Genomic DNA, 23018 nt, shown 5'->3' on the forward strand with positions numbered 1-23018 from the left:
TAACGTTAATATCTTTCTAAAACCAAAAACGGAGAAACTTATAAGCAATACCTCTACTTAAAAAAATTTACTGTGCATGGCGTAACCTGTACGTTATTCAAAAGGTAGAAGTATATGCAAATGATCCATCAACTCTCCGATGCCGAATTGATCCACGACTTTCTCCAGGGAAAAGACAGTGCATTGGAAACCCTTATATTCCGCTACAAGGATAAGATATACACATCTATCTACATGCTGGTAAAGGATAAGTATATCGCTGAAGATATATTCCAGGACGCTTTTTTAAAGATGATCAAAACCATGCGTGAAGGCCGGTATGCCGAGCAAGGTAAATTCCTGCCCTGGGCTATGCGCGTAGCGCACAACCTGTGCATGGACCATTTCCGTAAGGTGCGCCACAACGTGCCGGTCACCCTGCCCGATGGGATGGATATCACCCAGCTGATCGGCGGACCTGCTGAAACAGCATCGGACAAAATGGAGCAGCGCCAGGTTAATGCCAGCGTACGCAAACTCATCGAGCAATTACCAGAAGAGCAACGCGAAGTAATAGTGTTGCGTATGTACGGCGACCTTAGCTTTAAAGAAATAGCCGACCTTACTTCTGTGAGCATCAACACAGCGTTGGGCCGTATGCGTTATGGTTTGCTAAACTTGCGCAAGATGATCACCGAAAATCAAATGGTTTTGCGCTAACGGCTGAATTGGGCTACATTAGCTGCATGGCTTCATTGTCGTTGTTTTTTCATGATGGGGTATTGCAGCAGGGCAGCGAGATACAGCTGGCCGAAGATAGCGCCCGCCATATAGTACAGGTGCTGCGCATGCAGCCCGGCCATAAACTGGAACTTACCGATGGCAAAGGCCATCTCGCCACCGCTTCCATCGCACGAGCTGAAAAGAAAAAATGCAGCGTGCTGATAGAAGCGGTGCAATATTTTGAGCCTGCGCAGCCACAACTGCACATGGCTATAGCCTTTACCAAAAATGCCAGCCGTAACGAGTGGTTGCTGGAGAAGTGTACGGAGATGGGCATCACAACGATCATTCCCCTGATGGCTCATCGCACAGAGCGTGAAAAGATCCGCTACGACAGGTGGACAAACATACTGGTGTCTGCCATGATGCAATCGAAACAGTTCCATCTCCCATTACTAAAGGAAGCTACTCCGTTCAAACAAGTGGCTGAACAATATAGTAGTGTGCCGCAAAAGATTCTCGCACACTGCATTGAAGAACGTTCGCGCAAACGTATAGCTGATGCGATCATTCCTCACAAAGAAACCTTAATATTGATAGGGCCTGAAGGTGACTTTACCGGTGAAGAGGTAGCTTTGTGTGAGGCTGCGGGTTTCACTGCTATGTCGATGGGCACGAATCGCCTGCGTACCGAAACTGCTGCCATGGCAGCCTGTGCCTACTTTAATATGATCAACCATGCTGAATAGGTTTATAGCATTTGCATTTCTTCTTGTTGTATCGTTCGGTGCGAATGCACAAAGCATGAAACTGGCGCTGCTAAAATATGGTGGTGGCGGCGACTGGTATGCAAACCCAACATCGCTCAAGAACCTGGCAGCATTTTGCAATCAGCAATTGCGTACGCGTTTTGATGCACAAGAGGCACAAGTGGATGCAGGTAGCCCGGAAATATTTAATTATCCTTTTGTGCACATGACAGGTCACGGTCGCTGGGAAGTAACAGAAGCAGAAGCGCAAAACCTGCGTAAGTATATGGAAGCAGGCGGTTTTCTGCACATAGACGATAACTACGGCCTCGACCAATACGTTCGTCCTGTATTGAAAAAAATATTCCCAGAGCTGGCGTTGGTGGAGTTGCCTTTTACTCACCCGATCTACCATCAGAAATTTACGTTCTCAAACGGCCTGCCCAAGGTGCACGAGCACGATAAAAAGCCACCGAAAGGTTATGGTCTGATCTATAAAGGCAGGTTAGTATGTTTCTACAGTTTCGAGACCGATCTTGGTGATGGTTGGGAAGATCCTGAAGTGCATAAAGACACTCCTGAAAAACATACGCTCGCTTTGCAGATGGGTGCCAACCTGGTGCAGTACGCTTTTAATGGCGCTTCGGCGAAGTAGATTCAATTACTGAGAGGATCTTTTTAGCAATATTTCCGAAATAGTAAATTTCGTAAAAACTAGCCGGCACATTGGTTGGGGTATTTATTGCCGTTACGACATCGTTAGTAAACGCATCCCAATTATGATCTGCGCTGATGCGAAGATTTTCGCCGCACACTTCAGGCTTTAAGCCTGTGGCTCCGCTTACACAGCTTACTACGCGTTTATTATATCCTAACGCTTCTACCGCTTTTGTTTTTATGCCGCCGCCGGTCAGTACCGGGTTCAGCATGACGTCGCAAGCTTTGAGAAATATGTCAAGATCGTTGACGAAGCCGGAATAGGTGATGTTGGGCGTTGCAGAAATGCGCTGCTGCAATTGTTCATCCAGGCCCTTTCCTGCAAGTAGTATTTCGTATGTCAGTCCGCGATCGTTTAGCCTCGGCATGATCTCGTCCAGTATATACACTATCGCATCTCTGTTCGGTGCATAGTCGAGTGCCCCCAGGAAGTATAGCCACGGTTTAGCTGCGTCCAACGCTAGCTCTGCAGCTACTTGTTGCTTTTCTTTGCCTGTTACAGTTGGTTTTTCATTTAAGGTGGTACCATATGGAATAAAGTGGCATTTCTCCCGGCTGATGCCGTAATGTTGTACTGCCCATGAGGCATCCTCCTCCGTAACAAACAACAAGCCTGCCGCTTTTTTCATCGCAAACCTCTCAAAAGAGCGCATGATCGGCCACCATGGCTTTCCCAATGTGCGAAAACGTTCAGACTCAATGTTATGACTGCGCATTATCCAATTGATTCCCAGTGTATGAGCTAACCTCATTGCTGTTAGCGACATATACGGATGGTCGCAGTAAATAGCGGAAACGTTGTATTTCCGGCCTATTTCCAGTAAAGTATGATAGTTGTTGTAGGGTATATATCGCTTAGGGTCAGCAGGAAAAACAGGGTGTAGCCGAAAGCTATATTGTTGCCTTGGTTCATTGTCAACTGTGCAAGCCAGGTGATCGGTACAAAGACGCCCCAGGTATTCATGAATGAGTACTATGCCCAGATGTCCCCCCGTTTTCGGGGGTAAAACTTTATATGGCGCAAGAGAAAGAATGCTGAGGTTCATGAGGTGGTAAATATAAAAAAGTTAGCCGAGGGTTATGTGATATCAGTACAACGCTCCCGTTATGGCATAGTGTTTTTGCAAATTGTTTAGACTTTGCCCGGCTGTTCAAGCAACGTTTGCATAGGCCGGACGATCAAAACAAGACCAGTACCATCTTCAACCAATAAAAAGCCATTATGAAACCGTTACAACTCATTCTTTCATTTGCCATTGTGGCGGCGATGCCGTTTCAGTCGCTCGCCCAATCCGAACGTGCCAAATCAGTAGCCACGACCAGGGAGGCGGAGTTTTGTGAGGACGCTTTAGAAGACAACGCAAAAGAAATAGCCATGCTGGAAATGGGTATGGATAAAGCTACGGACCCGGAAATAAAGGAGCAAGCCGAGCATATGCTGAGCGATCACCTGACGATCGACAGCGTTTTGAACTCATACGTGACTCGCAGGAAGGTACAGATCATGGGAGAAATAGATGAGCCTGATGAAAAGCATATTGAGACAAAAACTACCCGCGCCTGGGATGAAGAGTGGGCCGATGAACTGGGCAATATGCAACGTAAAATGATCACCCGTTTTGAAAAAGCTCAGGGTTATATACGCGATGAGGAATTGCAGACCATTATAAAAAATACGCTGCCTGTATTGCGTCAACACCGCGATGTGGCTATAGCACAACAACGGCGGATGAAAGCCATGAAAGAATAGCATATAAGCGGTAAGAAGTCTGAACGGTTGCAATGCAGCCGTTCTTTTTTATGAGCTCTGCTACAGGCATGATTATGTTGTGATTAGAGTAGGAGCTTACTTACCATGCATAGTAAGTTGAAACCATGACTCACCAGGTTCTCTCATATCAGATAGCAGATAGCATTGATATAAAGGGCTTTAAAGCCAGTTTCAAGGCCGACATTCATTTTAGCGATGCAGATGAGCTGTTCTACCGGACAGATAGCAGCAGGTTTGTCTGTGTTTTCAAATATGGTGTTGTTTGCTTCCTGAATTACGATCCTGTCAAAGTCACGGAGTTCATACAGATGATCACACCGTTTTGTAAGTATCCGCTGGGCGAACACCTGAACGAAGAGTACCTGATCGAAACAGATGCTGCTGAGTATAAGATCGGTAACAATAAGATCGAAGTAATGCGTGCTGACGCTGACGTGATACGGCTGGTGATGATGAATGTATCGCAGTCAGTAGCGCTCGACTATTATACCGAGCTGATGGACAGGCTGCTGGAAGAGACGAACCTCCATACCCAGCGCCTGGAGCGGAAGGGCAGCCTGGCTATCAAAGGCATTAAGCTGAAAAAATACATAGGTCGCACCCTGTTGTTAAAGAACCGCATTGCCGAGAATCTGTACATCTTCGACTCTCCACCCGAGACATGGGAAGATGAAAGCCTGGATAAAATAGACATTGGACTTAAACGAACTTTTGACCTGCAGGAACGCTCCCGTAATATTCATGAAGGTCTTACGATTATCCGCGATAATCTTGACCTGTTTAAAGATCTGTTGCAATACCGGCATAGCACTGTGCTGGAGTGGATCATTATCATTTTGATACTGGTTGAAGTGATTAACATGATCATTGAAAAGATCTTCGGTGTGAAATAGTAGGTGAGAAACAGGGGTAAGGTCCGCATTGGAGTTTTCGTTTATTTTGTAAAGACGAGAGTGCAAGACTGAAAACTATCCGGTTATTAATTGCGGTGCTACCGCTTTGACCCTAAATAATGCACTTATGACAAAACGGACCGTCTACCTGCTGGCCATTCTCTTTTTTGGACTCGAAACGCATTCGTTCGCGCAGGACACGAGTACAACTTGCCGGCAACGGTATTTTACTTTCGGCGCCGGTATCACCGGTCAGTCTTTTTACGACGAGGCCATATCTAATATCTGGTACAGCAATACTGGCATGGCACCGTTGCTTGGGCATTTCAAGATAAAGAACGGCCACCTCTCGCAGCTGCTGATAGAGCCATCATTCCTGTCGTTGCGAACAAAGAGAAGCGGAAAGCTGACGCCGATGAAGGTAAGTACCGTGAGAGTGGTGACCGACTACCAGCTGCTATACGACATAGACAAATGGAGCAAGCGGTATGACGTGAAGCTGGGCGGACTAGCCTCGCTGGTAGCTGAATATAAGGAAGCGCCTCAGCTAGATAATTCGGCCATTGTGTACGATTATGCTTTGAGCTTGGGTGTAAGTGGTCGCGCTGCAAGGCAGGTGCGCGTATTGAAACATGACGCCGAACTATCGCTGCAACTAAGTATGCCGTTAATAGCGCATGCGGCCCGTCCCCAATACCTGAACAGGATAGAGTTTTTGGATCCAGAAAATGATTTGCTAGGCGATGTTTTTTCTAATGCCCATATCGTGACGTTGAATAAGTACTTGCGAGTAAACAGTCAGCTGGCGTTGCGGTATCATCTCAACAGCGGTAATGACCTTCGCCTGGCCTATCACTGGGATTTTTATAGGTTGAAGGATATCAACCGCGTCTTTGCGACTGAGCACCTTGTATCATTTATGTTCATGTTCAGATATTAAATCACTTCAACAACGAAAGATGAAGAAGTTATTATGGCTCTTGCCGGTGCTGTTTATGCTGTCGTGCGAAAAGATCGTTTCACCGTCTACAAAGCCCGATGATCCCGTGGCGATATTCGATGAGCTCTGGAAGACACTGAATGAAGGTTATTCGTTCTTTGATTATAAAGGCGTGAACTGGGATTCAGTATATACTGTGTATCGCCCCCAGGTGCATGTAGGTATGACCGACCGTGAGCTTTATGAGGTAAGCGTTGCAATGTTGAACACACTCAGGGATGGACACATTAACCTGCGCACTGGGTTTGCACGCTCTTACTATAACTACTATGCAGATTATCCACCCAATTTCAACCGCGAGATATTGGAGCGTAACTACTGGCGTGGTTTCGAGATAACCGGCCCGCTGATACACACCATTATTGATTCGGTCGGATATATCTACTACCGCAGCTTTGCCAGCAATTTTTCTGATGAGCAGCTCGATGTGGTGCTGCAACGCTTCAATGACTATCCCGGTATCCAGGGTGTAGTGATCGATGTGCGTAATAATGAAGGTGGTAATCCTGAGAACGCATATCGCTTTCTAAGGCGAGTAGCAACAGAACGCACACTTATATACAGAACTCAATACAAAGACGGTCCTGCGCACAATGAGTTTACCGAACTGGAGGAAAGCTACATCGATCCCAACGACAAGGTGGCTTTTCCTGGAAAGGTTGTTGTGCTGACCAACCGCACGTGTTACAGCGCTTGCAATTTCTTTGCTGCATCGGTTAAGGCTTTTAGCCAGGTGACAGTTATCGGAGATACTACTGGTGGCGGTGGTGGCCAACCCGTTGGTCATGAGTTCCCTAATGGCTGGGCAGTCAATTTTTCAGGGTCGATAACCTATATGCCGGATGGCTTTATCATCGAGCACGGTGTGCCACCGCATAAATACGTAGCACTGCTGCCCGCCGACGAAGCTCTGGGAATAGATACCATACTGGAATATGCCATTGCCTTTATCCGGCAATAAAGTATAGAGGCGAAACCCGTTTGTCAAGAGGGTAACAATTTGGTAATGGTTCTTTCACGCAACAGTAAACCATTGCTAACATTGCCAAAACGTTTTGGTAACACTACACTGAGACTTTTGTGACAGAAAATCACAAAATCTTATGAAGCAATCATTACTCGTTGCGACGTCTTTACTGGCATTGGCCCAGACTGATGTTATGGCCCAGGTTACAACAGGCCCAAGCACCGCACAGTCACCTTATGTAGTTCCTGTCGCTGCTGATGTTAAAACTACTTCTATCTTGTCCGCCGGCGAAACAGTGAACGGCTACAAAATGTCTGGTTTGCCTGATGGCTCCGGCGCATGGGATAACGGCGACGGTACTTTTACGCTGTTAGTAAACCATGAAATAGGCAGCACGTCAGGTGCTATACGCGCCCACGGTTCTATCGGTGCGTATGTTTCCAGGTGGATCATCAAAAAATCAGATCTGACCGTATTGAATGGCAGCGACCTGATAACCAAAATAAATCTTTGGAACCCGAGCACGCTGAGCTATGCTACTTACTACGCTTCAAATCCTTCTACCAGCGCTGCGCTTAACCGCTTTTGTTCTGGTGATCTTCCTGCAGTTTCTGCATTTTACAACCCGCTTACAGGTGCCGGTACACAAAACCGTATCTACATGAACGGTGAAGAGAATGGTACTGAAGGTCGTGCTTTCGGCCACATTGCCAGCGGTCCTGATGCCGGTACTTCTTACGAACTGCCTCACCTTGGTAAATTCTCTTTTGAGAACTCTGTTGCCCGTCCTAACAGCGATGATAAAACAGTTGTTATCGGTATGGATGATGCTACTCCGGGCCAGGTTTATATCTACATTGGTACTAAGACCAACGTTGGTACTGATATTCATAAGGCAGGTCTTGCTAACGGTAAACTGTACAGCGTAGCTGTTCAGGGTATGCTGATCGAAACCAGCGCCAGCTTCCCTGCGCCTGCCACACCGTTTACTATGGTTGACCTCGGCAACGTGAGCACTATCACTGGTGCTACACTGCAAACAAATAGCAACAACGCAGGTGTTACACAATTCCTGCGTCCTGAAGATGGCGCATGGGACCCATCAAACAACCAGGATTTCTATTTCGTGACCACTAACGCTTTCAACAGCCCAAGCCGCCTGTGGAAATTACATTTCACTAACGGTGCCGACCTGACACAAGGTGGTACTATCACCGCGGTATTGGATGGTACTGAAGGTCAGCAAATGTTGGATAACATGGGTATCGACCACTACGGTCACATCCTGCTACAAGAGGACGTAGGCGGTAACGCACACATCGGTAAGATCTGGCAGTACACTATTACAAATGACTCTTTCAAAGTGATCGCTGAGCACGACAACTCACGCTTCCTGACAGGTGGCGCTAACTTCCTGACACAAGACGAAGAGGCTTCTGGTATCTTCGACGCACAGGAAATACTGGGTTCAGGTATGTGGATAGGCGTTGACCAGGCGCACTATTCGCTTCCTTCTCCTACAGTAGAAGGCGGACAACTGTTTGCACTGTTCAACCCGGCTTCCTTCAACTCTAATCCTGAAATAAGCCTGGAAGGTAACGGCAATGTGATCATAACTGGCGACAATACACCAAGCACTTCTGACAATACAGATCTGGGCAACATCGCCGTAGGTAGTACCATTACGAAAACTTTCACCATCAAGAATGCTGGTCCTGCCAGCCTGACTGTTACAGGTGCTGCGATCTCTGGTGAAAACGCAAACGAGTTCACCATTATGGGTGGTACTTTCCCAATGACCATCGCAGCTGGCGCATCGCAAACGATCACAGTTGAATTCAAACCAACTGCATTGGGTCTGCGCAAAGCCGTACTGAACGTTGCCAGCAACGACTTCGACGAAAGTGCTTACGTAGCAAGCCTACAAGGTGTTGGTTTGAACACAACCGATATAGCTAACCTGGATGGTGCTTCTACCATGAAGTTGTATCCTAACCCAACGGGTGATGCTGCAACAGTTGAAATATCACTGAAAAATCCTGAGCAAGTTGTTGTTACTGTATTGGATATGCAAGGCCGTGTAACACTGCAGCCAATTGCTAACAAATTCTCTACCGGTGCTCAGAAGGTGATGATCAATACATCCAACCTGGCTAATGGTACTTACTTCGTACAGATAGCTGTGGGCAACGTGACTACAAAAACCAAACTGGTTGTAGCGCACTAAGAAACGATTTGGCAAATAAATAAATCAGGGGGTGCGCTTTCCAGCGCGCCCTATTGATATTTTAAACGGAGATCGGATAAAAGAAAATAACAATGAGAAAGGTGAGTGTGTTTACGCTGATCATAACTGCCCTGGCCACAGTGCTGGCGGCATTTAAAAACAGTAGTGAGCCTGAGTTGTACCTATCGGTGTACAACAACCAGCTGGAACAGTTTGATAACAGCCAGTTGACGCTGCTGACTGCAATAAACCGTGCCGACCTGCAAAATGAGGCTGATATAAGTAATATCAGGAAGCTGATACTGCAGGCCCGGATGGAAATGAAGGGCATGGACTTCTGGTTCCGTTACCTGGAACCGCTGGCTTATAAAAAGATCAACAGTCCCTTGCCGGTAGAGTGGGAGACAGAAGTGTTTGAAAAGTTTGAAGCGCCTTACAAACGTGAAGGCGCGGGCCTGATGCTTGCTTATCTATATCTTGATGAAGAAGGCGCAACAAAAGACTCGCTGGCTTCGCTGGTGCGACAGTCTGTAGAAGCCTCTAAAGTATATGCTGCAGATAGCATTACCAGCCAGCTCACAGACTACCATCATTTTTATCTCTGCAATCGCCTGTACCTCCTCAATCTTGCGGCTATCTACACCACAGGTTTTGAATGTCCTGATGGTGCAGCAGTGGTGCCTGAGCTGCGCAGGATGATGAACAAGGTAGATGGCATCTATCAGGCATTTAACAAAAGCTATCCCGCTACAGCGCTGACTGATGAGTACATGTTGCGGTATAAGTCTGCATTGGCATTTGTACAGGCGCAGCCCGATGATAATACCGCATTCGATCATTATACCTTCCTGCGCGAGTATGTGAACCCGTTATTCACCATGAACCAGGAACTGGTAGGCAAGTATAAAGTAGTGACAAAAAGCCTGGTCGATTATTCTCTAAGCAAAACAGCCAGGTCCATCTTTGATAAAGCGCTGTATCGCGGACAAAATCCCAAAGGCATTTTCCTGCGCGTGCAGGATAGTGCAACGCTGGCAGAGATAGACAGAGTAGGGAAGGAGTTGTTTTATGATCCTGTTCTGTCGGGCAACAATATGCGGAGCTGCGCATCGTGCCACAAACCAACCGAGCACTTTACTGACACAATGGTTACTGCTTCGGTGCAGTTCGATCGTGCGGCAGGCGCGCTGGCACGCAATACGCCGACGCTGCTCAATGCCGAATACAATCACCTGCTGATGATGGATGGCAAACATACCACCCTGCAAAACCAGGTAAAGGATGTGGTGCACAATGCTGTAGAAATGAACTGCTCTGATAAAGACGCGCTCAGCAAGATCCTGAGCTGCAAAGAGTACAAACAGGGGTTTGCAAAATTGCTGAAATACACCCCACAGGAAAAAGAGGTGACCTTTGAGCACGTGTCATCGGCTATTACTTATTACTACGCAAAGTTCAGCAAGTACTATTCACCGTTCGATGAAGCGATGGAACACAGGGGTGAACTGACAGAATCTGCGAAGAAAGGTTTTAACCTGTTCATGGGTAAGGCGCAATGCGCTACCTGTCACTTTGTGCCGCAGTTCAACGGTGTGAAGCCTCCGTATATAGGTTCAGAGTTTGAAGTGCTGGGTACGCCTACTGATACCGGTTATCATAAGCTGAGCGTTGATAGAGGCCGTCATGCTGTCAATCCCGCGCAGGAAACAATGAACGCCTTCAGGACCGGTACTGTGCGTAATAGCGCGTACACTAAGCCGTACATGCACAATGGTGTATTCAATACGCTGGAGCAGGTCGTAGATTTTTATAACGATGGCGGTGGTGCAGGTCATGGACTGAACGTGCCTAACCAGACACTGGCGGCAGATTCGCTGAAACTGACACGCGATGAAAAATCACAATTGATCAGCTTCATTCGGTCGCTGAATGAAGAGGTGCAATTTGAATTGCCGCCTGCAACACTACCCTCATCAAACATGAAAGCATTGAATTCAAGAAAAGTTGGAGGCGTTTATTAAACATCAATTATGAAGAGAGTATTACTTATTGCATTGTTATTCGCTGCTGCCGAAAGCAGGGCGCAGCAAAAGATGGAATATGATTTCCCGAAAGAAATGGCGGCCCCTGTTAAAGTGGAGTATGTTAAGTTTTGCGACAAAGGGCGCGCGTTGTATGCCATAACCTGTGCTAAGTGCCACAGCACGTATGCAAGGAGGAAAGAGATCATTCCTGATTTTACGCAGGAACAACTCAAAGGATATGAGATGCGTGTGATGAACCAACAGCATGAGGCGAGTATGCCCGATGAACTGGTGACCGCTGAGGAGCTGAGCCTCATTTCTACTTTCCTGATCTATAAGAAAAGGAACCCACCCATAGCTGCTGCGAAACGTAAATAGATTGAGAATCATTGCAAAGTGAATTAATTGGCTGAAGCAGCTGAAACCTGTACATTTGAAACACCACAAAACGATAGAACATGAACAACACCACCACTTCGGTTACCGTAGAAACAACCGTAAAAGCACCTGTTGAAAAAGTATGGCAATACTGGACCGCGCCTGAGCATATCATGCAATGGAACAGTGCATCGCCCGACTGGCATACACCTTCTGCTACCAACGACCTGCGCACTGGCGGCAGCTTCACTTCCCGCATGGAAGCTAAAGACGGCAGTTTTGGTTTCGACTTCGGAGGGACTTATGATGAAGTGATCGACAACAAGCGCATCGCGTACACCATGGGTGACGGCCGTAAAGTGGTTGTTGATTTTACCGACAACGGAAACGAAACAATTGTTTCAGAGACCTTCGATGCAGAAACGCAGAATCCTGTTGACATGCAGCGCGCAGGCTGGCAGGCTATCCTGGATAATTTTAAGAAGCATACAGAGTTGAACTAAGTTAATACACTTAAAAAAGGGACCGGCTAATAGCCGGCCCCTTTTTTTATTCAAAACGCCCCTCCTCAGATGAGGAGGGAACACCGGCAGAGGGCGAACAGCCCGTTGCCGGTCGGGGTGGTTGAAAAGCTGAGTGGCTATTCATTAGCTGAAGGAACGCTCTTCAGCCGTCCAATCACCCCGGTTTGCAACGAACCCTTCAGGCTCTCTGCAAACTCCTCTCCTTAGCTAAGGAGAGGAGTTCTGATTTTTTATTACAATTTCTCCACCTTCACTACACTCCTGCTGCCATCACTGCCCGTTAGATAAAGCGCATAGTTGCCCGGTGGCAGCTGCGATATGCTGATCACTTCTGTATTGTTGTTCAGAACACCATGATACACCTGTTGCCCTAACAGATTCAATACGGTTACTTGCATCCCGGCTTTCGCACCCTCTACCGTAAGCAGATCAGTCGCAGGGTTAGGGTATATTTTCACTCCGCCCACAACGGTGGTATTTACCGACGCAGGCCACATATCGCCATACTTTACCAAAAACCAGTCTGTATCGCCACCGGTACTTGTTATCTTGCCGGCAGCATTAATAACCATATCACCGCCAAAATCCCCTCCAATATATACATTGCCTTTGCCGTCGGACACCATACGCGCTGGGTATTCGTAAGAGCCGGTGGTACTTGCCATCCTATCCACATTCCAAACCCACCCGTTGCTTGTATCAAAACGGGTAATAAATACATCATAGACATCACTGGTTGTTAAACCCGGCCCGACAAAGCCTGGCCAATCTACTGGACCAGCATAGCTTCCTGCAATGACTACTTCTTTTCCTCTTAAGGCAATGGCACTTGCCGAACATGACGCTCCCTTTGCATCTGCGTCCTTCGACCATATATGATTGCCATTTTTGTCCATTTTAGTCACGAATGGAGCACCGTGTATACTCTGATGCGTAGCAGTATAACCATTGAAGACTGCTGGGGGCTTCGTACTACTCTTTCCACTTGCACTCCCGGCTAAATAAACATTACCTGCACCATCAATAGCGGCTCTAGAGCCAAACCCACCTCCCCCGGAAGTGAAAGTCCTCTTCCAAAGGAAACTTCCGTCCAGTTTAAAGCAGCCGATATAACCCGTTTTTATCGTGTCTCCGGCCATAGTTAAAACACCATCTGGATAGACTCCTCCTGATAAATAAAAGCGGCCGTTGGCATCGTCTAAAGTCATATACATACCTTGTGCACCCATTGGATTTACAAAAAAACTAGAAGGCTTTATATAAGAAAAGCTTCCGGACGCGCTATATTTAATAAGATACATACTAAGCGCAGGCACTACCAGCGCGCCATTTCCATATACACCAGGGTATAATTGCATTAGCCAATAAGTATTGCCTGCATCATCTACGTCCATCACTAAGGATCGGTTATAACTCCAGGTTGTGGTTGTACTTAAAGTATCTGCTTCTGGATGTCGATACCATTGGAAATTTCCAGCAGTGTCGTATTTTACAAGAATAAAACGCAGATAACTTGTTAGTGTCGTTGCATCGGTATCGATATTAGCAGGCCAATCGTCAATAGACACCTCGCAGGAAAAATATACTCCATCCTTGTTATCAGTTCCAAGCCAGTATGAGCGCTCGTCATCTCCATTGCCTATTAATTTCTTCCAACGCAAAGTTCCATCCGGCTTAAAACTAGCCAGCAATACATCTCTGCCTCCATAACCTTTAATCGGCAGTCCGGCTATGTTCATCCCTTGTTTCATAACGTGTGTTAAGATATAGACATTGCCGTTCCTGTCGGTAGCCATATCCCTGATCGTTTCCAGCTTCGGGCCATTACCAGGCTCCACGCTGCCACCACTTCTACCCCAGAGAAAGTTCTGCGCTGAGCTGCACAATGAGAAATGTAAAATGCAAAACGTACAAATGGCGTAGAATGCAAAAGTTCTTTTCATTGCTGGTTTTAGGAACGTACGTTTATAAAAATAGCAACAACACATTATTATTTATACCGTTAAAACACGGTATCAGTCCCGGTTAACAAAAAAATGACAGAACGATTGAGAAGGAGGCAGGATGATTTCTTTCCCGGCGGGTCTCCCAACAGGGACCCGCCGGCATTAATGGGCCAGGCTGAGTCTAGAACAAGAGTTGATTGATTATGTTATTTGTCGTATATTTGTAATAAAAAAAACACCATGAAAACCCTCAAGCCAGCCCATGTTGTGTTCATCAACGGCATGGTCACCCACCGCAACCGTGTCCGGGCATATATAGAAGCTTACCCGCGTTCTTCGGCCTCAGCTGCAAAAGCTAATGCCTGTCGCCTGATGAAGAACCCGCTTATCCGTCAATACATCGATCATTATCATGAGATGGAAGAGGCCAGGAGAGATCGCGAACACATAGAGCAGGTGAAAAAGCGATTTACAGATTTTATGGATAGCCAGGAGGTATTATGGGATGTAGCGAGTGGCTACCCCATACCGAAGACTACTGCAACCGGACTGAAGGTAATGAGGTATCCATCGGTAGGCGAACGTCTTTCTGCTATATTCACAGCCCTGGGCAACGAACGGCGCTTTTTGCGTGAATACCCGCAATATGCATCGTGGCTGGAAGAAGGGGACGAAACAGCACAACTGCAGCCAGAAGATATCACACCCATAAAGGAAAGTACTAAAAACGAGGTCCGCGACATGCTTTTGCCCAGACAACAAAGGTTATCAATTTATCTGCAACATGTTCCCCGTCAAACACTGTACAGGAAAGGGGTATAGCGGATTTGTTGCCCAAATGGGGACTTTTTAAAACGGTAAAAACGGCAACAAAGGTTATCATTTTAATCCCGCTTATCTTTGTACCCAGATGAGAATATTAATGGTCTGCCTCGGTAATATCTGCCGCTCGCCAATAGCGGAGGGGGTGATGAGGCATAAGATACGCCGGCACGGGTTGGATTGGGAAGTGGCTTCTGCAGGTACACTGCCGTATCATATTGGCGAAGCGCCGCATAAGTACTCGCAGAAAGTATGTAAGGCCAACGGCGTTGATATATCTTCGCAGCGGGCGCAGAAGTTTACGGCAAAGCATTTTGAGCAGTACGACAGGATATATGCCATGGCCGATGATGTGTATGACGAGATCAGGCGCATTGGCGGCCACACGGCAGACATGACGAAAGTAGACTTGTTCCTGAATGAGCTGGAACCGGGCTGCGATGGCTGCGTGCCCGACCCCTGGTATGGTAACGAAGATGGCTACCTGCCAGTATATGATATGATAAACCGCACCTGCGACGCAATAATAGAAAAATACAACAACCGGAATGTCTAACAAACCATCGATACCTCAAGGCACACGCGATTTTTCACCTGCGGAAGTCCGCAGGCGTCAATATATATTCAATACCCTCCGCGATATTTTCGAGAACTACGGTTTCCAGCCGCTCGAAACTCCTTCTATGGAGAACCTTACAACCCTGATGGGTAAGTATGGTGAAGAGGGCGACAGGCTGATATTTAAGATCCTCAACAACGGTCTGAACAAAATCGAAGGTGAAAAAAGAGAAAAACTGAATGCTGAGTGGAGTAAAGTTCTGGAGAAGTCGTACTCTACGCCTGTAGTTACAGAGCGTGCTCTGCGTTATGATCTGACTATCCCGTTTGCACGCTATGTAGTGATGCACCAGAACGACCTGGCATTCCCGTTCCGCCGCTACCAGATGCAACCGGTATGGCGCGCCGATAAGCCACAAAGAGGACGTTACCGGGAGTTCTGGCAGTGTGATGCGGATGTGGTTGGTAGCACTTCGCTGATCAACGAGGCGGAGCTGTTGTGCATCTACCAAAGCGCTTTCCATAAGCTTGGCGTACCACAGGTAACTATCAAAGTAAACAGCCGCAAGTTGCTGGCCGGTATTGCCGAAGTATGCGGCATGCCTGAGCTGATGATGGACATTACCATAGCCATGGACAAGCTGGATAAGATTGGTTGGGAGGGTGTAAGCAAAGAGCTTGGTGAGCGTGGTATCAGCGCTAACGGTATCAACCAAATAAAGGACTTTGTCTATCTAACGGGAGATAACGAAACGAAGCTCTCGGCCCTGGAAAATATCATGCAGTCGTCTGAAAGCGGCAAGCAAGGTGTTGCAGAACTGAGGCAAACACTTGCTTATCATAAAGACCTGGCTAATGCAGAATGGCAGGCCGACGTAGTTGTTGATATTAGCCTTGCACGTGGTCTTAACTATTACACAGGCGTGATCGTAGAAGTAGTAACCAGTGCGGTTAAGATGGGCAGCATCGGAGGCGGTGGCCGTTATGATGATCTTACAGGTTTGTTTGGTTTGAAGGGACTGTCGGGTGTTGGTGTATCCTTCGGTATCGACAGGATATACGATGTGATAGAGGAGCTGAACCTGTTCCCACAGGAATTAGTAGCAGGTACTAAAGTGATGCTGGTAAACTTCGGCGGAGCTAACGAACAGTATGCTCTAAAAACAGTACAGCAACTACGCAATGCAGGTATCGCTGCTGAGGTATATCCTGATGCTGCTAAGTTTGATAAACAAATGAAATACGCCAATAAGCGCGGCATTCCGTTCGTGATATTGCCAGGCGATGAAGAGCGCGAGAAACAAATGCTCAGCCTCAAGAATTTTACTACCGGTGAGCAAAAGATGATGACCTTACCAGAAGTTCTTAATTTATTGTCCTCTTAAGTTCCCCCTTTAGGGGGCGGAGGGGGTAAATAAAAAAGCGACCACTCTGGTCGCTTTTTTTCTTATCCCTTTCATGTGAAGGAGAGGTCGTATGAGGTGCTTACCTGCGGAAGAAGGCCGGGCAGTGTGCCTGCCAGTAATCGTTCAGGTTGCCGAATGCTTTCAGGTAGATACCAACGGTGATATTTGCGAACATATACCAGTCGTTAGACTGGCTTTCGCCACGCTGAAATTTATAGTTAGGATAGTTGCCATCGAAGTTGCGGCTTTCGTCGCCACGGAAGGCAAGGTCTACTGCCTGCTGGCCACGATAGGCGCGCAGTGTATCCAGGTTAACGTATGATTTGCTCACATCATCCAGGTAGTCTGTGTTTGTCCAGCGGAAGCCAACTTCACCTGCCATCATCAGGGTCTTACCAACGAAGAACTTAACACCACCACCAAATGGGAATGACACGTTCACAATGCCGTATTCTTTCCTGTCAGGATATACCGGAATGTTTTGTCCTTCAGTGCTCAGCGGACGCAGGAAAACCTTTTCGCCCGACAGGCCGTCTGTATACGGGTTGAACGAGAAGATGCCGATACCACCGAAGATGTAAGGAGAGAACTTCATGCGGTCTGTTTCAACCGGGAAAAGGTTGATCTCAATACCACCGTTCACTTCGAAGATGTTAGAACCGAAACGGAGGTTGCGCTCTTGCTTCACCTTCGCAGTAGACAGGCTGTCAGCACCAGTGATGTTGCCATAGTTAGCTCCGAAACGAAGCCCCACGTGGGGATTCATAAAGAATTTATAAGAGAGGCCACCCATTGGCCTGTTGGTATAACTGTCGAAAATCCTGTCCTGTAGGTCTCCGTAGTAGTTGGCAACCCCTGCACTTAACCCGATCTCGTGGTGAGGCTGGGCATAAGACAGTAGGGGCATCAACAGCGCAAAGCAGAGTATAATCCGTTTCAAGGCCTAAATTTTTGTTAAGAGTGTATCCGAAAGATAGAAACAATTTTCGAAAAACAAAACAAGCCTTTAATTAAAAGCTATATATGTTATTTTGGATGTATATATGTAGGGCCGTGAGGTTTCGGAATATGGCTACCCGCCGAACGACTCTAAAGCTTATTTTTGCCCCGTTCGATATTTAAGAAAGACTCATGAACCTCATTAAAGAATTACAAGAAAGAGGCCTGATACAGGACATCATGCCGGGCACCGAAGAGCAGCTGGAAAAAGAGATGACGTCCGGCTATGTGGGCTTCGATCCTACTGCTGATAGCCTGCATGTGGGCAACCTGGTGCCTATTACCCTGCTGATGCGTTTGCAACGTGCTGGCCATAAGCCATTTGCGTTGGTTGGCGGTGCTACCGGCATGATCGGCGATCCGTCCGGTAAATCGGCCGAGCGCAACCTGCTGGACATGGATACCATCACCAAAAACTGTGAAGGGATCAAAAGGCAGCTGGCAAGGTTCATCAGCTTCGGTGAGGATATACCTAATGGCGCGGTGATGGTCAACAACTATGACTGGTTCAAAAACTTCAGCTTCCTTGATTTTATCCGCGATGCAGGTAAGCACATCTCGGTGAACTATATGATGGCCAAAGATTCGGTACAGAAACGCCTGGAAACGGGTTTATCCTTTACCGAATTTACTTACCAGCTGATACAAGGTTACGATTACTACCACCTGAATAAAGAGAACAACGTAAAGCTGCAAATGGGCGGTGCCGATCAGTGGGGTAACATTGTTACAGGTACTGAACTCATTCGTCGCAAAGGTGGCAGTGATGCATTTGCGTTTACTTGTCCGCTGGTAACTAAGAGTGACGGTAGCAAGTTTGGTAAAAGCGAACAAGGCAATGTCTGGCTGGATGCAGAACGTACTTCGCCATACCAGTTCTACCAGTTCTGGCTGAAGCAGGCGGATGATGATGCAGCGAAGTTCTCGATGATCTTCTCTTTCCGTCCGGTTGAAGATATTAAAGCGTTAATAGAAGAACACAAAACTGCACCACACCAACGCAAGCTGCAAAAAGCACTGGCCGAGGAGTTGACCATAATGGTTCACAGCAAAGAAGATCTTGAGTTCGCACAAAAAGCTTCTGATATATTGTTTGGTCAGTCGACAGTAGATGCACTGCGCGCACTAAACGAAAAGCAACTGCTTGAAGTAATGGATGGTGTACCCCAAGTGTCAGGTACAAAAGAAGCCCTGCGCGAAGGTCTTGACCTGATCAGCTTCCTGGCCGATCGTGGCGTGTTCTCATCAAAAGGTGAAGCACGTAAGATGATACAGAACGGCGGGCTGAGCCTGAACAAAGAAAAGATAGCAGGCGCTGAATTTATCTTGAAAGAGGAACATCTGCTGAATGAGAAATACATGCTCATTCAGAAAGGTAAGTCTAACTATACGCTGGCTATATTCAATTAGTCAAACTGTTTTAAGGCGATTACTACTTCACCGATGGGCAGGCCCATCACGTTGTAGTAATCGCCATTTATTTTTTCGATGCCCACCATGCCTATCCATTCCTGTATTGCATAAGCGCCGGCTTTATCAAAAGGTTTGTAGTTGGTTACAAAGTGGCGGATCTGTTCTTCAGTCAGCTTCCTGAAGTATACTTCTGTCGTCACCGAAAAGCTCACTTGTTTATCGCCTTTTTGCATACACACACCCGTTACCACTTCATGCATTCGGCCTGATAGCCTCGTTAGTATTTCTACTGCATTCTCTTCGCTGGTTGGTTTGCCAAGAATATGGTCGTCTAGTAATACCACTGTATCGGCAGCAATAATGATAGCATCGTGTACGCGCTCTTCAATAGCCGCCGCTTTCTTTTTAGCCAGGTGTTCCGGCACAAGATGGCCGGGCATGCCCGGCGGATTGGTCTCATCGACATCTGCAATGATGATATCGAAATCGAGTTCCGCTGCTTCCATCAATTGTTTCCTGCGGGGAGATTGAGAGGCGAGTACGATCTTATGCATGTGCTTCGATGTAGTAGATAATGAGTGAAAGTATGCCGGCTACCATGATGCCTTTCAGCTGTGTAGCGGCAGAGTGGTAGTGTTGTTGCGTGGTTTTCTTGCCAAGCACGATCATCCATATGATCAACGGAATGACCAGCGCAACGAGTGTGTAACATCCTAGTATCGTCCAGCCAGACATGATAAGTTTGATGCCCGCCTGTAGCAATGGTAGGGTCGCAACAACTCCAATTGCCTGTGTGAACCATTCTGACTTTTGTAATCCCCATTTGATAGGCATGGTCACGCAGCCCTGTTCTGCATCGCCTTTAAAGTCTTCCATGTCCTTCACTATCTCGCGCATCCAGGTGAGCATGAAGGCAAAGAAGATGTAAACGCCCAAAACCCAAACCGGGTTGGGCATTGCAGAAGTAGCTGTGCGAATGATGGCAGGCTGGCTGATATAACCGTGCAATGCTGGTTCGTACAACATCAACGCAGTTATGGTAAACGCTGATAGCAAGGCAACGGTAATATTACCCGACATGAATTGCCTTTTCAGGTGCGTGGAGTAGAACCAGAGCATCCCGGTACAAACCAGCTGCAGCAATACCCACGAATAATGGCCGCCCCTGCGTGCTACCACCAGTGCCAGGATAATACCCGCTACATTCAATACGGTGTGCATTACGATGGCTGACTTGAGCGGTATGCGCTTTTCAAGCACCACTTTATCGGGCCGATTGATGGCGTCGATCTTGATGTCGAAATAGTCGTTGATGATGTAGCCGGCTGCTGCGATAAGTACGGTAGAGACAGCCAGCATGAAGAAATTACCTGCGCTTAATAGTAGGTTGCTATTAGCGTGCTGCTGCATGGGTAATATCACCAATCCCCAGGCAAAAAGCTGCGTCAGGAAAATGATGACCAGATTATACCACCGTACCAGTTTTAGCCAGGCCATTGTTTTGTTTGATGAGTGGTCGGATTTATTAAGGATCAGGTCAATCGGGTTAATCTTGAATTAACCCAATTGACCTGAGTAGAATCTATTTGCCCCAGGTGCCGGGGTCTATACGCCATTGCTCCAGCGTTTCTTTTTGTGCCGATTGTACGAGCTTTTGGTCTTCGGCCACTTCCATCAGTGCACCGTAGTTGCTGATCGTCCTCAGCGGCACCATAGCTTTTTCAAATGCTTCTGTCGCAACTGGGAATCCATAAGTGAACAAGGCGCACATGCCGATCACCTCCGCGCCAGCTTCACGCAGTGCATCCACCACTTGCAGGCTGCTTTTGCCTGTAGATACCAGGTCTTCGATAACTACAACCTTTTTGCCAGGCTCCATGAAACCCTCGATCTGGTTACCCATGCCGTGCTCTTTCGGTTTGCTACGTACATAGATGAATGGCAGCTTCAGCAGGTCGGCAGCCATTACGCCATGTGCGATACCAGCAGTAGCTACGCCGGCAATTACTTCAGCGTCGGGGAAATGTTCCAACACCATGTTGGCCAATTCGCTCTTCACGAAATCGCGTACATGGGGGAATGACAATACTTTACGATTGTCGCAGTAAACAGGCGAGCGCCAGCCCGACGCCCAGGTATATGGTTGTTGCAGGTTGACCTGCAAAGCTTTAATTTGCAACAGCTTTTCAGCAAAATGTTTTTGGGTACTCATAACCGCCCAAACCTACACCAATTAAGCAAGTTTATCAAACGCAGCCAATGGACACTACACAAAAAATATACTATAATAACAAGCCATTGGTGCTGACGAACGACGCGGCAGCATACGTGGAAAGTGAGCCTGAGGCGACCAGTTATAAGTTGTATGACGGCGCATTTACCGGCAATTTCCGCATGGCAATACACCACCTTGATGAAGCCGGAACGCAGGGAGCAATAGTAGAAGACAGGCAAACCGAAAAGCTGTGGGAAGAGCTGTATAAGCTTTACGAGCCGATAGATGCCGGGGGCGGGGTAGTGCTGAATGAAGACGGCCATGTTTTGATGATCTTTCGTCGCGGGAAATGGGACTTGCCAAAAGGAAAGCTGGATGACGGCGAGGACATTGCCGACTGTGCCCTCAGGGAGGTGAGCGAAGAAACGGGGCTGAAGCACCTGGAATTGAAAGAAAAAGTGTGTGACACGTATCACATATACTCCCAATACGGGCAGAACCTGTTAAAGCACACTACCTGGTTCAAAATGCTGGGAACATCGAAAGATAAACTGGAACCACAAGAGGAGGAGAATATCCTGGAAGTAAAATGGATACCCGAAGGAGAACTCCACCAGGTAATTGACAAGTCGTATGATGCCATTCGTGAAACGCTGCAGCAAAGCGGTTTTAGATGGTAGGGATATAAAATCAGCATTACATAATGTATTTTGGCGGCGATGATCCAAAATGAAACCACACGTAAGGTAATTTTCATAACACTTGCAGTATTATGCCTTACACCGCTCATCACACCCCCGGTAGCATTGCTGCTGGGTTTGCTTGTAGCGCAGTTTGTAGGTCACCCCTACCTGAAGCAGAACAAGAAATACACCACGATGCTGTTACAGATATCTGTGGTGGGACTGGGCTTTGGCATGAACCTGCACAGTGCTATGGAAGCAGGCAAACAGGGTATCAGCTTTACTATCGCATCTATAATAGGCACCTTACTACTGGGTGCATTATTGGGTTATTGGCTGAAGATCGATAAAAAGACATCTCATCTTATTTCGTCAGGCACAGCTATCTGCGGTGGTAGCGCCATTGCTGCGGTTTCTCCCGTAATACATGCCGAGGAAGAACAGATATCTGTGGCTCTTGGTATCGTGTTCATTCTCAACTCGATCGCTCTTCTTATTTTCCCACCAATCGGGCATGCGTTGGGCCTGACACAGAAAGAGTTTGGCATGTGGGCTGCTATTGCCATACATGACACTAGTTCGGTTGTGGGGGCCGCCAAGGTTTACGGACAGGAAGCACTAGAAGTAGCCACAACTGTTAAGCTTACAAGAGCTCTTTGGATCATACCCTTAGCGCTGGGTACAGCCTTGGTTTATAAGGACAATACTAAAAAGATCAAGATCCCATACTTCATTGGGTACTTCATAATAGCCATGGCCATCAATACCTATGTGCCTGCTATTCATCCTGTTTCGCCTTTTATAGTGCAGGCTGCTAAGGCAGGATTGACCCTGACCTTGTTCTTGATTGGCGCTGGATTGTCAAAGAAAACCATCCGTTCTGTAGGGGTAAGGCCGTTCATTCAGGGCATCATTCTCTGGGTGGTAATCTCATCAACGGCGCTCTGGGCGGTACTTTCGCTGGTCGATTAATTAACTTTTTATATTTAAGAAGTTAACAAAGCCTCAACAATATCCACTATAA

General features: G+C 47.2%; 23 protein-coding genes. 17 read left to right on the forward strand and 6 right to left on the reverse strand.

What is annotated here, in order from left to right:
* Positions 1–120 precede the first annotated feature (120 nt).
* Genes P2W83_RS10385 through P2W83_RS10395 form a run of 3 tightly spaced genes read left to right on the forward strand, consistent with a single transcriptional unit; the run spans position 121 to position 2106 of the window.
* Positions 121–699 (forward strand): RNA polymerase sigma factor, encoded by a 579-nt coding sequence (locus tag P2W83_RS10385; protein WP_338090244.1) that lies wholly within the window; start codon positions 121–123, stop codon positions 697–699.
* Positions 700–725: 26 nt separating this feature from the next.
* Positions 726–1451 (forward strand): RsmE family RNA methyltransferase, encoded by a 726-nt coding sequence (locus P2W83_RS10390; protein ID WP_276133659.1) that lies wholly within the window; start codon positions 726–728, stop codon positions 1449–1451.
* Positions 1441–2106: a DUF4159 domain-containing protein gene (locus P2W83_RS10395; RefSeq protein ID WP_276133660.1), complete on the forward strand. Its 666-nt coding sequence runs from the start codon at positions 1441–1443 to the stop codon at positions 2104–2106. The genes P2W83_RS10390 and P2W83_RS10395 overlap by 11 nt, the downstream gene beginning before the upstream one ends.
* On the opposite strand, the gene P2W83_RS10400 is transcribed toward P2W83_RS10395, so the two are convergent.
* Complete coding sequence (locus P2W83_RS10400; protein ID WP_276133661.1) at positions 2084–3214, reverse strand: glycosyltransferase; 1131 nt, start codon at positions 3212–3214, stop codon at positions 2084–2086. The two genes, P2W83_RS10395 and P2W83_RS10400, sit on opposite strands and share 23 nt — an antisense overlap.
* 176 nt (positions 3215–3390) lie before the next feature.
* Here P2W83_RS10400 and P2W83_RS10405 point away from each other — a divergent pair, with 176 nt between their 5' ends.
* From P2W83_RS10405 to P2W83_RS10440, 8 genes are all read left to right on the forward strand, one after another.
* Positions 3391–3918, forward strand: a complete 528-nt coding sequence (locus P2W83_RS10405) for a DUF4142 domain-containing protein (RefSeq protein WP_276133662.1) — start codon at positions 3391–3393, stop codon at positions 3916–3918.
* A 125-nt stretch (positions 3919–4043) separates the two neighbouring features.
* Positions 4044–4832, forward strand: a complete 789-nt coding sequence (locus P2W83_RS10410; RefSeq protein WP_276133663.1) for an RMD1 family protein — start codon at positions 4044–4046, stop codon at positions 4830–4832.
* A gap of 127 nt (positions 4833–4959) precedes the next feature.
* Complete coding sequence (locus tag P2W83_RS10415) at positions 4960–5772, forward strand: hypothetical protein (protein ID WP_276133664.1); 813 nt, start codon at positions 4960–4962, stop codon at positions 5770–5772.
* A gap of 19 nt (positions 5773–5791) precedes the next feature.
* Positions 5792–6793: a S41 family peptidase gene (locus P2W83_RS10420; RefSeq protein ID WP_276133665.1), complete on the forward strand. Its 1002-nt coding sequence runs from the start codon at positions 5792–5794 to the stop codon at positions 6791–6793.
* Positions 6794–6935: 142 nt separating this feature from the next.
* Positions 6936–9026 (forward strand): choice-of-anchor D domain-containing protein, encoded by a 2091-nt coding sequence (locus tag P2W83_RS10425; RefSeq protein WP_276133666.1) that lies wholly within the window; start codon positions 6936–6938, stop codon positions 9024–9026.
* A gap of 92 nt (positions 9027–9118) precedes the next feature.
* Positions 9119–11047, forward strand: coding sequence for a cytochrome-c peroxidase (locus P2W83_RS10430; RefSeq protein ID WP_276133667.1), 1929 nt, complete (start codon positions 9119–9121; stop codon positions 11045–11047).
* A gap of 9 nt (positions 11048–11056) precedes the next feature.
* Positions 11057–11428, forward strand: coding sequence for a hypothetical protein (locus tag P2W83_RS10435; RefSeq protein ID WP_276133668.1), 372 nt, complete (start codon positions 11057–11059; stop codon positions 11426–11428).
* 80 nt (positions 11429–11508) lie between these two features.
* A complete protein-coding gene (locus tag P2W83_RS10440) occupies positions 11509–11931 on the forward strand; it encodes an SRPBCC family protein (RefSeq protein ID WP_276133669.1) in 423 nt (140 codons plus the stop codon).
* A 254-nt stretch (positions 11932–12185) separates the two neighbouring features.
* Here P2W83_RS10440 and P2W83_RS10445 read toward each other — a convergent pair whose 3' ends face one another.
* Positions 12186–13895, reverse strand: coding sequence for a T9SS type A sorting domain-containing protein (locus P2W83_RS10445; RefSeq protein WP_276133670.1), 1710 nt, complete (start codon positions 13893–13895; stop codon positions 12186–12188).
* A 243-nt stretch (positions 13896–14138) separates the two neighbouring features.
* Here P2W83_RS10445 and P2W83_RS10450 point away from each other — a divergent pair, with 243 nt between their 5' ends.
* From P2W83_RS10450 to hisS, 3 genes are all read left to right on the forward strand, one after another.
* Positions 14139–14720, forward strand: coding sequence for a hypothetical protein (locus P2W83_RS10450; RefSeq protein ID WP_276133671.1), 582 nt, complete (start codon positions 14139–14141; stop codon positions 14718–14720).
* Positions 14721–14808: 88 nt separating this feature from the next.
* A complete protein-coding gene (locus P2W83_RS10455) occupies positions 14809–15276 on the forward strand; it encodes a low molecular weight protein-tyrosine-phosphatase (protein ID WP_276133672.1) in 468 nt (155 codons plus the stop codon).
* Entirely contained in the window at positions 15269–16663 is a 1395-nt protein-coding gene (hisS, locus tag P2W83_RS10460; RefSeq protein WP_276133673.1) for a histidine--tRNA ligase, read from the forward strand. Before P2W83_RS10455 ends, hisS begins: the two co-directional genes overlap by 8 nt.
* A gap of 100 nt (positions 16664–16763) precedes the next feature.
* Here hisS and porG read toward each other — a convergent pair whose 3' ends face one another.
* Positions 16764–17624, reverse strand: a complete 861-nt coding sequence (gene porG, locus P2W83_RS10465) for a type IX secretion system protein PorG (RefSeq protein ID WP_276133674.1) — start codon at positions 17622–17624, stop codon at positions 16764–16766.
* A 191-nt stretch (positions 17625–17815) separates the two neighbouring features.
* Between porG and tyrS the strand changes: the two genes are divergently transcribed.
* On the forward strand, positions 17816–19093 hold the full coding sequence (gene tyrS, locus P2W83_RS10470; RefSeq protein ID WP_276133675.1) for a tyrosine--tRNA ligase: 1278 nt from the start codon (positions 17816–17818) through the stop codon (positions 19091–19093).
* Here tyrS and P2W83_RS10475 read toward each other — a convergent pair.
* From P2W83_RS10475 to pyrE, 3 genes are all read right to left on the reverse strand, one after another.
* Complete coding sequence (locus tag P2W83_RS10475) at positions 19090–19650, reverse strand: Maf family protein (protein WP_276133676.1); 561 nt, start codon at positions 19648–19650, stop codon at positions 19090–19092. The two genes, tyrS and P2W83_RS10475, sit on opposite strands and share 4 nt — an antisense overlap.
* A complete protein-coding gene (locus tag P2W83_RS10480) occupies positions 19643–20593 on the reverse strand; it encodes a geranylgeranylglycerol-phosphate geranylgeranyltransferase (protein WP_276133677.1) in 951 nt (316 codons plus the stop codon). The genes P2W83_RS10475 and P2W83_RS10480 overlap by 8 nt, the downstream gene beginning before the upstream one ends.
* Before the next feature lie 85 nt (positions 20594–20678).
* Positions 20679–21308, reverse strand: coding sequence for an orotate phosphoribosyltransferase (gene pyrE / locus P2W83_RS10485; protein ID WP_276133678.1), 630 nt, complete (start codon positions 21306–21308; stop codon positions 20679–20681).
* A gap of 47 nt (positions 21309–21355) precedes the next feature.
* On the opposite strand from pyrE, the gene P2W83_RS10490 reads away from it, so the two are divergent.
* Positions 21356–21991, forward strand: coding sequence for an NUDIX hydrolase (locus P2W83_RS10490; RefSeq protein WP_276133679.1), 636 nt, complete (start codon positions 21356–21358; stop codon positions 21989–21991).
* A 39-nt stretch (positions 21992–22030) separates the two neighbouring features.
* Positions 22031–22966: a YeiH family protein gene (locus P2W83_RS10495; protein WP_276133680.1), complete on the forward strand. Its 936-nt coding sequence runs from the start codon at positions 22031–22033 to the stop codon at positions 22964–22966.
* Positions 22967–23018 lie beyond the last annotated feature (52 nt).

The sequence above is a fragment of the Polluticoccus soli genome (genome assembly GCF_029269745.1).
Lineage (GTDB): Bacteria > Bacteroidota > Bacteroidia > Chitinophagales > Chitinophagaceae > Polluticoccus > Polluticoccus soli.

Bases quoted from the DNA above. Each gene is read 5' to 3' on its own strand.
- P2W83_RS10385 (WP_338090244.1), top strand. From the start codon at position 121: ATGATCCATCAACTCTCCGATGCCGAATTGATCCACGACTTTCTCCAG.
- P2W83_RS10390 (WP_276133659.1), top strand. From the start codon at position 726: ATGGCTTCATTGTCGTTGTTTTTTCATGATGGGGTATTGCAGCAGGGC.
- P2W83_RS10395 (WP_276133660.1), top strand. From the start codon at position 1,441: ATGCTGAATAGGTTTATAGCATTTGCATTTCTTCTTGTTGTATCGTTC.
- P2W83_RS10400 (WP_276133661.1), bottom strand. From the start codon at position 3,214: ATGAACCTCAGCATTCTTTCTCTTGCGCCATATAAAGTTTTACCCCCG.
- P2W83_RS10405 (WP_276133662.1), top strand. From the start codon at position 3,391: ATGAAACCGTTACAACTCATTCTTTCATTTGCCATTGTGGCGGCGATG.
- P2W83_RS10410 (WP_276133663.1), top strand. From the start codon at position 4,044: ATGACTCACCAGGTTCTCTCATATCAGATAGCAGATAGCATTGATATA.
- P2W83_RS10415 (WP_276133664.1), top strand. From the start codon at position 4,960: ATGACAAAACGGACCGTCTACCTGCTGGCCATTCTCTTTTTTGGACTC.
- P2W83_RS10420 (WP_276133665.1), top strand. From the start codon at position 5,792: ATGAAGAAGTTATTATGGCTCTTGCCGGTGCTGTTTATGCTGTCGTGC.
- P2W83_RS10425 (WP_276133666.1), top strand. From the start codon at position 6,936: ATGAAGCAATCATTACTCGTTGCGACGTCTTTACTGGCATTGGCCCAG.
- P2W83_RS10430 (WP_276133667.1), top strand. From the start codon at position 9,119: ATGAGAAAGGTGAGTGTGTTTACGCTGATCATAACTGCCCTGGCCACA.
- P2W83_RS10435 (WP_276133668.1), top strand. From the start codon at position 11,057: ATGAAGAGAGTATTACTTATTGCATTGTTATTCGCTGCTGCCGAAAGC.
- P2W83_RS10440 (WP_276133669.1), top strand. From the start codon at position 11,509: ATGAACAACACCACCACTTCGGTTACCGTAGAAACAACCGTAAAAGCA.
- P2W83_RS10445 (WP_276133670.1), bottom strand. From the start codon at position 13,895: ATGAAAAGAACTTTTGCATTCTACGCCATTTGTACGTTTTGCATTTTA.
- P2W83_RS10450 (WP_276133671.1), top strand. From the start codon at position 14,139: ATGAAAACCCTCAAGCCAGCCCATGTTGTGTTCATCAACGGCATGGTC.
- P2W83_RS10455 (WP_276133672.1), top strand. From the start codon at position 14,809: ATGAGAATATTAATGGTCTGCCTCGGTAATATCTGCCGCTCGCCAATA.
- hisS (WP_276133673.1), top strand. From the start codon at position 15,269: ATGTCTAACAAACCATCGATACCTCAAGGCACACGCGATTTTTCACCT.
- tyrS (WP_276133675.1), top strand. From the start codon at position 17,816: ATGAACCTCATTAAAGAATTACAAGAAAGAGGCCTGATACAGGACATC.
- P2W83_RS10475 (WP_276133676.1), bottom strand. From the start codon at position 19,650: ATGCATAAGATCGTACTCGCCTCTCAATCTCCCCGCAGGAAACAATTG.
- P2W83_RS10480 (WP_276133677.1), bottom strand. From the start codon at position 20,593: ATGGCCTGGCTAAAACTGGTACGGTGGTATAATCTGGTCATCATTTTC.
- pyrE (WP_276133678.1), bottom strand. From the start codon at position 21,308: ATGAGTACCCAAAAACATTTTGCTGAAAAGCTGTTGCAAATTAAAGCT.
- P2W83_RS10490 (WP_276133679.1), top strand. From the start codon at position 21,356: ATGGACACTACACAAAAAATATACTATAATAACAAGCCATTGGTGCTG.
- P2W83_RS10495 (WP_276133680.1), top strand. From the start codon at position 22,031: ATGATCCAAAATGAAACCACACGTAAGGTAATTTTCATAACACTTGCA.